This is a genomic window from Mycolicibacterium septicum DSM 44393 (genome assembly GCF_000455325.1).
GTDB classification, from domain to species: domain Bacteria; phylum Actinomycetota; class Actinomycetes; order Mycobacteriales; family Mycobacteriaceae; genus Mycobacterium; species Mycobacterium septicum.
Map to the genome: position 1 here is coordinate 1,313,398 of NZ_HG322952.1, position 10,746 is coordinate 1,324,143.

Annotated in this window: 8 protein-coding genes and 1 pseudogene; 5 read left to right on the forward strand and 4 right to left on the reverse strand. The window is 67.8% G+C overall.

Features of this window, described 5'->3' with window-relative positions; genetic code table 11:
* On the forward strand, nucleotides 1–1,982 hold a 1,982-nt coding region (locus TX88_RS26180; RefSeq protein ID WP_044520992.1), incomplete at its 5' end, for an MMPL family transporter.
* Nucleotides 1,983–2,081: 99 nt separating this feature from the next.
* Here the strand turns inward: TX88_RS26180 and TX88_RS26185 are convergent.
* Both TX88_RS26185 and ssd read right to left on the reverse strand, forming a co-directional pair.
* Nucleotides 2,082–3,152, reverse strand: coding sequence for a TadA family conjugal transfer-associated ATPase (locus tag TX88_RS26185; protein WP_044520993.1), 1,071 nt, complete (start codon nucleotides 3,150–3,152; stop codon nucleotides 2,082–2,084).
* On the reverse strand, nucleotides 3,149–4,228 hold the full coding sequence (gene ssd / locus TX88_RS26190) for a septum site-determining protein Ssd (protein ID WP_044520994.1): 1,080 nt from the start codon (nucleotides 4,226–4,228) through the stop codon (nucleotides 3,149–3,151). The genes TX88_RS26185 and ssd overlap by 4 nt, the downstream gene beginning before the upstream one ends.
* Nucleotides 4,229–4,637: 409 nt before the next feature.
* Between ssd and TX88_RS26195 the strand changes: the two genes are divergently transcribed.
* Nucleotides 4,638–5,507 (forward strand): HAD-IB family hydrolase, encoded by an 870-nt coding sequence (locus tag TX88_RS26195; RefSeq protein ID WP_044520996.1) that lies wholly within the window; start codon nucleotides 4,638–4,640, stop codon nucleotides 5,505–5,507.
* Nucleotides 5,508–5,935: 428 nt separating this feature from the next.
* On the opposite strand, the gene TX88_RS26200 is transcribed toward TX88_RS26195, so the two are convergent.
* Nucleotides 5,936–6,676 (reverse strand): Fic family protein, encoded by a 741-nt coding sequence (locus TX88_RS26200; protein WP_044520997.1) that lies wholly within the window; start codon nucleotides 6,674–6,676, stop codon nucleotides 5,936–5,938.
* A 126-nt stretch (nucleotides 6,677–6,802) separates the two neighbouring features.
* Here TX88_RS26200 and acs point away from each other — a divergent pair, with 126 nt between their 5' ends.
* Nucleotides 6,803–8,764, forward strand: coding sequence for an acetate--CoA ligase (gene acs, locus TX88_RS26205; protein ID WP_044520998.1), 1,962 nt, complete (start codon nucleotides 6,803–6,805; stop codon nucleotides 8,762–8,764).
* Between the two features lie 21 nt (nucleotides 8,765–8,785).
* Here the strand turns inward: acs and TX88_RS26210 are convergent, their stop codons facing one another.
* Nucleotides 8,786–9,421 carry a chymotrypsin family serine protease gene (locus TX88_RS26210; RefSeq protein ID WP_110918204.1) on the reverse strand — a complete coding sequence of 212 codons (636 nt, stop codon included), beginning with the start codon at nucleotides 9,419–9,421 and terminating at the stop codon, nucleotides 8,786–8,788.
* Between the two features lie 174 nt (nucleotides 9,422–9,595).
* On the opposite strand from TX88_RS26210, the gene TX88_RS26215 reads away from it, so the two are divergent.
* Together TX88_RS26215 and TX88_RS26220 are read left to right on the forward strand one after the other, a co-directional pair.
* On the forward strand, nucleotides 9,596–10,102 hold the full coding sequence (locus TX88_RS26215; RefSeq protein ID WP_044522030.1) for a phage holin family protein: 507 nt from the start codon (nucleotides 9,596–9,598) through the stop codon (nucleotides 10,100–10,102).
* Nucleotides 10,102–10,746: pseudogene (locus tag TX88_RS26220) on the forward strand (alpha/beta fold hydrolase); the annotation flags it as partial. The gene TX88_RS26215 and the pseudogene TX88_RS26220, both read left to right, overlap by 1 nt.

Sequence of the window (10,746 nt, forward strand, 5' to 3'; positions counted from 1 at the left end):
CCACCCGCGGCATCGGCGAACCCAAACCCGACCGCACCCGCCGCTACTGGAACAGCGTGGCCGTGGCCGTGGTGCGTCGCCCGGTGCCGCTGCTGGTCATCAGCCTGACCATCCTGGTGGCACTGTCAGCGGCCGCGGCGACCATGACCATCAGCTACGACGACCGCCAAGGACAACCCCCCACCACCGCCAGCAACCAGGGCTATCAGCTGCTGGACCGCCATTTCCCCAAAGACGTCGTCATCACCGAATTCCTCGTCGTGGAAAACCCGACCGACATGCGCACCGGCAAAGGCCTGGCCGACCTCGACGAGATGGCCTCACGCATCGCCCAAATCCCGGCCGTGACACGTGTTTCCGGGATCACCCGACCGGCCGGGCAACGCCTCGACCAAGCCCAACTGTCCTGGCAGAACGGACAAATCGGCGACAAGATGGCCGACTCGGTCGCCCAGGGCAACGACCGGCGCACCGACCTGGACAAGCTCACCCACGGCGCCGACCAACTCGCCGACGGCCTGGCCCAACTCGACACCACCGTGCGCACCGCGCTCACCCCCCTGGGCGGTGTACTCACCCAAGCCGGCGCCGCCGGTGAGAACATGCAGCGCTTCGGCCCGCTGCTGCAACAACTCTCAGCCACCGCACCCGAGGTCGACACCGCCATCCAAGCCGGCCCCGGCATCCGACCCCTGGCCGAACGCGCCCAGACCGCCATCGCCGCCCTCGACCCGCTCGTCACCGCACTCAACACCTCACCGTGGTGTATCACCACCCCGCAATGCACCCAGATCCGCGACCAGGTCAGTATCCTGACCACCCTGCGCGACAACGGATTCTTCACCCAACTCGCCACCCTGGGCGACCAGTACAACCCGGCCACCAACGCCACCGTCACCGGCACCCTCACCGAAGTGCAACACACCGTGGCCACCATGAACAACGCCTTCAAAACCCTCGGCAACCCCGAAAACCTGACCGCCAACATCGGCCGACTCCAACACGGCATCAGCCAACTGGCCTCCGGCGCACGCGCCCTGGCCACCGGCGTGCACACCCTGGCCGACAGCAACATCCAAATGCTGTCCGGGATGAGTCAAATCGCGGCCCAACTGCAAAACTCCGCCCGCGCCACCGCCGGATCCGATGCCGCCACCGGCTTCTACCTGCCCCCCGAAGCCTTCGACAACCGCCAATTCGCCGACGTCGCCAAACACTTCCTCTCACCCGACGGCAAAACCGCCCGCTTCGCCATCGACACCAACACCGACCCCTACAGCGGCGAGGCGATGAACCTGGCCCGCCAGATCACCGACGTCGCCAACACCGCACGCCCCAACACCTCCCTGGACCACGCCACCGTCTCGGTCGCCGGATTCCCCGCCGTCAACTCCGACATCCAACGCCTGCTCTCATCCGACTTCACCCAACTGGCCATCGCCACCCTGGTCATTGTCGGACTCATCCTCATCGCCCTGCTACGCGCCCTGATCGCCCCGCTATATCTGCTGGGCACCGTCGTGCTGAACTACCTGGCCTCACTCGGTATCGGAGTCATCGTCTTCCAATGGATCCTCGGCCACCAAATCGCTTGGCCCGTACCACTACTAGCGTTCATCATCCTCGTCGCCGTCGGCGCCGACTACAACATGCTGCTCGTATCCCGACTCCGCGAAGAATCCACCCACAACATCCGCGTCGGCGTGCTGCGCACCGTAGCCACCACCGGCTCAGTCATCACCTCCGCCGGCCTCATCTTCGCAGCCAGCATGTTCGGCCTGATGATCGGATCGGTAGCCATCATGATCCAAACCGGACTCATCATCGGCTGCGGACTACTGCTGGACACCTTCCTCGTACGCACCCTCACCGTCCCAGCCATCGCCACCCTGCTCCGCCAAGCCAGCTGGTGGCCACAACGCCCCACCACACCCACAACACACCCCACACCAACACCACAACCAGCCACCGCCACAACCTGACAGCGCTAAGAAATTTCAACCACAGTCACACGCGGCATTCCCGATTCACACCGATCCGCCAAAACCCGCCCCGCAGAGCGCAGATCATCGAGTACAGCACTACAGATAAGCATGTCGCCCACGGTCGCAAACACCATCCCGATCACCGTCAGCGACAGTCGAGGACACCCGCAACCGACCTACAGATAACACGGCCGCCGCGAGTTGACTGATCAGCGCGGCGCGGTCCAAGCCACCGAGCGCACCGAGGGCCTCCAATCGAGCCGGTACCTCCGCCGGACTGTTGGCATGCACTGTCCCCGCCCCGCCGTCGTGCCCGGTGTTGAGCGCGGCCAGCAGGTCCACCACTTCGGCCCCACGAACCTCCCCGACGACGATCCGGTCCGGGCGCATCCGCAAGGCCTGCCTGACCAGGTCGCGCACCGTGATCTCACCGACGCCCTCGACGTTGGCACCCCGGGCCACCAGCCTGACCAGATGCGGATGCGACGGGGCCAGTTCGGCGGCGTCCTCGACGCACACGATGCGTTCGTGGGCGGGGACGGCACCGAGCGCCGCGGCCAGGAGAGTGGTCTTGCCGCAGCCGGTGCCGCCTGAGATCAGAAACGCGAGCCGGGCCCGGATGACCGCACGCACGAGCTCGGCGGCCTGCGGCGGGATCGCCCCGGACCGCGCGAGGGAGTCGAGATTCTGTGTAGCCGGGCGCAACACCCGCAGGGACAGGCAGGTGCCTGCGGCAGCGACGGGAGGCAACACCGCATGCAGACGCACGGTGAAGGGGCCGATACCGGTGAGCTGACCGTCCACCCAGGGCTGCGCCTCGTCGAGCCGGCGTCCGGCCAACAACGCCAACCGCTGTGCCAGCCGGCGGACCGCGGCTTCGTCAGGGAAACGCGCTGCGCTGCGGTGTAATCCGCTGCCGTCGTCCACCCACACCGCGTCGGGTGCGGTGACGAGCACGTCGGTGGTCGACGGGCCACCCAGCAGTGGCTCCAGGACACCGGCACCGGTCAGTTCGGTCTCGAGCAGCCGCAGGTTGCTCAGCACCTCGGTATCGCCGAGCAGTCCGCCGGACTCGGCCCGGATCGCCGCGGCGACCGCACCCGGATTCAGTGGAGTGGCCTCGGCCGCGAGCCGTTCGCGGACCCGGTCGATCAGTGAGGTGCTCATGCCGCGTCCTGGTCGGGGTGACCGGCCAGTACCGACAGCACCCGGCGCGCCGCCGAGCCCAACGGCGACCGTGGGCGCACCCGCAGCCCGCCACGCTCAAGGACCTCCACGATGCCGGCCTGTGCGCGCATCGCGGCCAGCATCGGCAGGCCCACGATGCGGGCCACCTCGGCCGCTCGCAGCCCGCCCGGGGACGGACCCCGCACCACGACACCGGCATTCGGGTTGCAGGCCAGCACCCACGGTCGCGCCGCCGCCGCTGCGGTGCACGACCGCACGTCGGCCGGTGTCACCAGGACCACCAGATCGGCGGCGTCCAAAGCGGTTTCGGCCGCTTCGGTGGCCCGTCGCGGCACATCGCACACGACCGTGACGCCACCGCGGCACCCCGCGTCGATGACTGCACCCAACGGCCCGGCCTCGATATCGGCACCCGAGCGTCCGCTGGAGAGCACGCTGACCCCGTCACGACGAGGCAGCGCGTCGCGCAGCGCCGGATAACCCAACCGACCGCCCTGCAGTGCCAGATCCGGCCAGCGCAGGCCGGCCAGATCCTCACTGCCGGCCACCAGGTCGATCCCTCCGCTCCACGGGTCGGCCTCGACCAACAGCGCGGTCGGTGCAGATTGCGCCAGTGCCACCGCGAACACCGACGCCCCGGCGCCTCCTCTGGCGCCCAGTACGGCCACTGCGGGACCTCGACCGGCGTCGTCGTGGGAGGCGGCTTCGGACAAAGCAGCGACCAGCTCGGCGTCCTGGCCGGGAAGCGTCACCAGGTGTTGCGCGCCGATCGCGATGGCGGCCTGCCAGTCATCCGGCCGCGGGGCGTCGTTGCCGACCAGGATCACCCTGGTGCGCCTGGGTAGCGCCCGGGCGGCGCATCGCTGCGCGGACGGGGCGTCGAGTACGACCGCGGCGGCCGCCATCCAAGCCTTCCGCCCCGAGGGTTCGTCGACGACGACGAGACCGACGCCGGCGGCAGCGGCCACCCGGGACACATCGTCACGCAGCAGTGGGTCGCCGATCAGTGCCAGCACCGTGCCGGTCGGGGTGATCGAGGGGTTCGGAACGGCCATATGCCCACCCTGCGGGCAATCACGAACCGAGCACCATCACCAATTCACGGATTGTGGATGAAGCGTGCGCTGGGGATGAACCACGGTCCGCGAACGTACCGCCGAGTTCCAGTGAAAATACGGTTCCGCAACCAACGCGGCCGGACGGCCAAGGATTCTTCCCCTGGAAAAGGGACGACCCCCGCCAGGGGGGGAGGAGGCGGAGGTCGTCGTGTATCAGCCCCGGGGGGTCGGGCTGATACACCCTCGGCATAAGCCGAGTAATGCTCACTATACACACGGAACTGCCAAAACACGCAAGAGACACCTGCGCGGGCTACCGACGGGATTGCGGAGTCACCGTCCACAAGAATGTGTCGTGAACTGCCATTTTGCGTTACCGGACAGATGGCAGGGTGCACGTGCCTCTATGCTGGCGCTTGTGACCGCTTCCGATCGGGCTGCCGGGGAATTGATCGCACAGCAATCCGGGCCGCAGGACGGTCGACCAGTGCGCACCGCGGCCTTCTTCGACCTCGACAAGACCGTCATCGCCAAGTCCAGCACCCTTGCTTTCAGCAAACCTTTCTTCAACCAGGGTCTGCTGAATCGCCGCACTGTTCTCAAGTCGACGTACGCACAGTTTCTGTTCTTGATGTCGGGCGCCGACCACGACCAGATGGACCGGATGCGCAGCTACATCACCAACATGTGCACGGGCTGGGATGTCGAACAGGTCAAGTCGATCGTCGGCGAGACCTTGCACGACATCGTCGATCCCCTGGTGTTCGCCGAGGCAGCCGAGCTGATCGCTGACCACAAGCTGTGCGGCCGCGACGTCGTGGTGGTGTCGGCTTCGGGCGAGGAGATCGTCGCGCCGATCGCCAGGGCACTGGGCGCCACCCACGCGATGGCCACCCGCATGGTGGTCGAGGAAGGCCGCTACACCGGCGAGATCGCGTTCTACTGCTTCGGCGAGGGCAAGGTCGAAGCAATCCGCGCCCTGGCCGCACGCGAGGGCTACGCGCTGGACCACTGCTACGCCTACTCGGACTCGATCACCGACGTCCCGATGCTCGAATCCGTGGGTCACCCCACCGCGGTCAATCCCGACCGGGGACTGCGCAAGGAGGCCGCCTCCCGCGGGTGGCCGGTGCTGACTTTCACCAGGCCGGTGTCGTTGCGCGACCGGCTGCCGGCGCCGTCCGGAGCCGCGGTGGCCACCACCGCGGCCGTCGGCATCAGCGCCATCGCGGCGGGTGCACTGACATATTCACTGCTGCGCCGCTTCACTTCCTGACCTACCGCATGTAGTAGCTGACACCCCGGCGTAACGATCAGAAGTCGGGTGCATTTCACCCTTGCTGTGACCGTGGTCACGTAGTACAAAGGAACCACGGAAGCTTGGATGAGGCCAAGAGTTAGCCGGAAGAGAAGGCTAGATCTCCCGAACCAGGCTCCCCAGCACGGGTCCCGGCACCCACGCGGAGCACATGCCGCGGAATAGGCAAAAGTGTTGCGGGCCTGCGTGATTGCGAAGAGCGGACGGCCACGACGGCCCTTTGGGTAGGGTTGCAGCCGAAGCGCATTGCAAGGACGCCGAGGCCACCCACGCAACCCACGTTGGCACGCTTGGTAACCGGTATCCGTGCTAGCGGGCGACGAGCCGAAACATCGTTTCGGACCGTCGCCCGCTTTCGTTTGCTGAGAGTCCTCTGACGCGGAGCGTCAACCCGCTGCAGACTGGGCGATCTGCAGCGCTTCCCGCGCTCCGCCCTTCAGTGCCTCACTACTGAGCAGCAGCCATGCGGTCAGCCCGTCGGGCGTACCCGAGGCGAATCCCCGTGCAGCAGCCCGGTACTCCCCCGACTTCCGCATCCAGTGCACCTCGGGAACCCCGAGCCCGTGCGGGTCCAGCCCGCTGGCGATGGTCACCAGGCGCGAGACCGCGCGGGCCACCACGCCGTCGGCGGTGCCGAACGGAGCCAGGCTGAGTAGTTCGCCGTGGGCGATGGCGGCCAGGACCGGGGCGGGAACCTTGGAGCCGCCGGCCAGAATCTCCGTCAGCAGCTCGAGGCGGCGGCCGACGTCGGGATCGGTCCGCGGCCGGCCCAGATGCTCTTCGTCGGTGAGGTCGGCGGCGGCCAGGGCGTGCAACCGGGCCAGCGCCTGCATCGGGGCGCGCTGCCACACACCGACCAGCGCGGTGGCGCCGCCTTCGAGTGCCTCGGCGACCCGGATGGCGCCTGCCGTGACCGGGTCGGGTTCGCCGTCGGCGGACAGCTGGACGGCCCCGCCGTCGAGCACTGCCGAGGCCCGAGCCGCACGCAACGCAGCTTCGGCCGCGGACTGCGGCCAGCCGCGCAGGTTGAACTTGTGTCGATGCGCCCGGCCCAGGGCCTCACGCGCCTCGTCGCTGGCCGCAGAAACACCGGGCAGGTCGAGCAGCGGTGCGAGTGGATCGGTCATGAACGAAACGCTAGCCGACCGCTGAACGCCGTCTCGCCGACCGTTGGGCGCATCAGGACAGCCGCCCGGCAACCGCCTTGTGAGCTCCCAACGCCGCTGCAACCTTTGGTGACTAGGCTCACACCCATGTCAAACGCGCCAGCGACGTCTACCGAAGTTCCGTCAGCCTATCCGCCGCCTGCCGATTTCGCGGCCAACGCCAACGCGACGGGCGAGTTGTACGCAGAGGCCGAGAAAGACCGGCTGGCGTTCTGGGCCGCCCAGGCCAACCGGCTGAGCTGGCAGACCCCGTTCAGCGAGGTGCTCGACTGGTCGGAGGCACCGTTCGCGAAGTGGTTCGTGGGCGGCAAGCTCAACGTCGCCTATAACTGCGTCGACCGCCATGTCGAGGCAGGCAACGGCGACCGGGTCGCGATCCACTGGGAGGGTGAGCCCGTCGGGGACGCCCGCGACATCACCTACGCCCAGCTCAAGGACGAGGTCAGCAAGGCCGCCAATGCACTGGCTGCGCTCGGCCTGACCGCCGGCGACCGCGTCGCCATCTACATGCCGATGGTGCCAGAGGCGATCGTGGCGATGCTGGCCTGCGCCCGCCTGGGCGCCATGCACAGTGTTGTCTTCGCGGGCTTCTCGGCCAGTGCGCTCAAGGCGCGCGTCGAGGACGCTGCGGCCAAGCTCGTCATCACCACCGACGGCCAGTACCGGCGCGGCAAGGCGGCGTCGCTGAAAGATGCGGTCGACGAGGCCGTCTCCGATCAGCCGTCGGTCGAGCACGTGCTGGTGGTCCGGCGCACCGGAATCGACGTGAACTGGACCGACGGACGCGACCTGTGGTGGCACGAGACCGTCGACAAGGCGTCCACCGAGCACACCCTGGAAGCCTTCGACTCCGAGCAGCCGCTGTTCCTGCTGTACACCTCGGGCACCACCGGCAAGCCCAAGGGCATCGTGCACACCTCGGGCGGCTACCTCACCCAGGCGGCCTACACCCACTACAACGTGTTCGACCTCAAACCCGAGACCGACGTGTACTGGTGCACCGCCGACATCGGCTGGGTCACCGGGCACACCTACATCACCTACGGGCCGCTGGCCAACGGCGCCACCCAGGTGGTCTACGAGGGCACGCCCACCTCGCCCACCGAGCACCGCCACTTCGAGATCATCGAAAAGTACGGCGTCACAATCTATTACACCGCTCCCACGCTGATCCGCACGTTCATGAAGCTGGGCCGCCAGATCCCGGCCGCGCACAACCTGTCGAGTCTGCGGCTGCTGGGTTCGGTCGGTGAGCCGATCAACCCCGAGGCCTGGCGCTGGTACCGGGAAGTCATCGGCGCCAACAAGACTCCGATCGTGGACACCTGGTGGCAGACCGAAACCGGGGCCATCATGATCTCCCCGCTGCCCGGTGTCACCGCCACCAAGCCCGGATCGGCGATGACGCCGCTGCCCGGCATCTCGGCCAAGATCGTCGACGACGACGGCAACGAGCTGGTGCCCGGCGCCGACGAAGCCGAACACGTCACGGGTTATCTGGTGCTGGACCAGCCGTGGCCGTCGATGCTGCGCGGCATCTGGGGCGACCCGCAGCGGTTCAAGGAGACCTACTGGTCGCGCTTCGCCGAGCAGGGCTGGTACTTCGCCGGTGACGGCGCCCGCTACGACGCGCAAGGCAACATCTGGGTGCTGGGCCGCATCGACGATGTCATGAACATCTCGGGCCACCGCATCTCGACCGCCGAGGTGGAGTCGGCCCTGGTCGGGCACTCCGGGGTGGCCGAGGCCGCCGTGGTCGGCGCCAGCGACGACACCACCGGCCAGGCCATCTGCGCATTCGTGATCCTGAAGGCCAGCGCGCATGGCGGCGCCGAGAACATGATCGACGAACTGCGCGCCCAGGTGGCCACCGAGATCTCCCCGATCGCCAAGCCGCGGGAGATCCACGTGGTGCCCGAGCTGCCCAAGACCCGCAGCGGCAAGATCATGCGCCGGTTGCTGCGTGACGTGGCCGAGGGCCGCGAGCTCGGTGACACCTCGACGCTGGTCGACCCCAGCGTGTTCGAGGCGATCCGCGCCAGCAAGTGAGCCAGTAAGTAGGACGTCCGCCTAACCGACCGGGACGTAACCCGTTCCCGGTCGGTTCTTGGCGGTGATGTCGGCCAGCTGCGTGTTGAACGACATGGTCACGGCCGGCGTGTGCAGGGGCACGAACTTCACCACGCAGGTCGGCAATTCCTCGGTGTAGGCGCCGTGGAGCATGCCGACCAGCCGGTTGTTGACGGTGACCGGCGCGCCCGAGTCGCCGGGCTGGCCGCAGACCTGGTTGACGATCGTGCCCGGGTCCTGTCCGGGCCCCCAGGTAACACCGCACGAAGACCCCGTCGTGCGGCCCAGTTTGCAGGCGATGTCGCCGAACACCGGGTCCGGCCCGAGTCCGTCGATCTGGAATCCGTTGACATTGTTGGTCGGAGTCACCTTGGCCGGATCGAACTGGATGACGGCGTAGTCCAGCAGATCGTTGCCGGCGACCATCGTGCCCACCACCCCGGCGGTCGGAACACCTTCGGCTGCCACCACGGCGCCGGGACCCCCGCAGTGCGCCGACGTGAAACCGATCAGTCGGCCGGCGCTGTCGTGCCCGATCGTGGTGAGCGTGCAGAACGCATCGCCGTTGACCACGATGCCCGATCCGCCGCCGAGCACCACCGGCGGATCAGCAAGCGCCTGGGCCGGGGTCAGCATCGCCACGACGGCGATGATCGGTGCGCCAATGAGCCACTGCCAGCGGCGTCTGCTCGTCAAGTGTCCTCCGATCGACGCGCCCGACCCGCGCAACTCAAGAATGCGGTCAGTCTACTAAGACGCGGATGTCGGCCGGGATCGTTAACGGCTTCGCCGCATGGCAACATGAACGCCATGAGCACAGGCGACCGCAGGGACGGCGTTCCGACGACGGTGACCTCGATTCCGCTCGTCGACCCGCATGCCCCCAAGCCGGACCCCTCGATCGGTGACCTGGTCAAGGACGCCACCGCACAGGTATCCACCCTGCTGCGCGCCGAGGTGGAACTGGCCAAGGCCGAGATCACCCGCGATGTGAAGAAGGGCCTGACCGGCAGCGTGTTCTTCATCGCCGCGCTGGTGGTCCTGTTCTACTCGACCTTCTTTTTCTTCTTCTTCCTGGCCGAGCTGCTCGACACCTGGCTCTGGCGCTGGGTGGCCTTCCTGATCGTGTTCGGGCTGATGGTGCTGACGACGGGGGCGCTCGCGGTGTTCGGCTTCCTGAAGGTGCGACGGATCAAGGGTCCGCAGCAGACCATCGAATCGGTCAAGGAGACACGCGAGGCACTCACGCCCGGCCACGACAAGGCCGCGCTGCCAGCTGTCCCAACCAGGCCGGCCACCGACCCGTCAGGCTGGTAATGCCCCCACCCGACCCGTCGATCACCAGGATCGAGGGGCCATGGCGGCATCTGCAGGTGCACGCCAACGGTATTCGTTTCCATGTGGTGGAGGGCGAGAGCGAGAGCCCACAGCCCGATCGCCCGCTGGTGATCCTGCTGCACGGGTTCGGTTCGTTCTGGTGGTCGTGGCGTCACCAACTCACCGGACTGCCCGGCGCCCGGGTCGTGGCGGTCGACCTGCGCGGCTATGGCGACAGCGACAAACCACCCCGCGGTTACGACGGCTGGACCCTGGCCGGGGACACCGCCGGGTTGGTACGCGCGCTGGGGCACAAGACGGCGACGCTGGTCGGGCACGCCGACGGCGGCCTGGTGTGCTGGGCGACGGCCGTGCTGCATCCGCGCGCGGTCGACGCGATCGCCCTCGTCAGCTCACCGCATCCGGTGGCGCTGCGGGCCTCCACGTTGACCCGCCGCGACCAGGGCCGGGCCCTGTTGCCGTCGATGCTGCGCTATCAGGTGCCCGCGTGGCCCGAACACACGCTGACCCGGCATGACGGCGCCGAGCTGGAGCGCCTGGTCCGCGGCCGGGCCGGTGCCAAATGGCAGACCAGCCAGGACTTCTCCGACACCATGGGCCATCTGCGCCAGGCCATCCAGATT

Bases quoted from the DNA above. Each gene is read 5' to 3' on its own strand.
- TX88_RS26185 (WP_044520993.1), bottom strand. From the start codon at position 3,152: ATGAGCACCTCACTGATCGACCGGGTCCGCGAACGGCTCGCGGCCGAG.
- ssd (WP_044520994.1), bottom strand. From the start codon at position 4,228: ATGGCCGTTCCGAACCCCTCGATCACCCCGACCGGCACGGTGCTGGCA.
- TX88_RS26195 (WP_044520996.1), top strand. From the start codon at position 4,638: ATGCTGGCGCTTGTGACCGCTTCCGATCGGGCTGCCGGGGAATTGATC.
- TX88_RS26200 (WP_044520997.1), bottom strand. From the start codon at position 6,676: ATGACCGATCCACTCGCACCGCTGCTCGACCTGCCCGGTGTTTCTGCG.
- acs (WP_044520998.1), top strand. From the start codon at position 6,803: ATGTCAAACGCGCCAGCGACGTCTACCGAAGTTCCGTCAGCCTATCCG.
- TX88_RS26210 (WP_110918204.1), bottom strand. From the start codon at position 9,421: ATGCTGACCCCGGCCCAGGCGCTTGCTGATCCGCCGGTGGTGCTCGGC.
- TX88_RS26215 (WP_044522030.1), top strand. From the start codon at position 9,596: ATGAGCACAGGCGACCGCAGGGACGGCGTTCCGACGACGGTGACCTCG.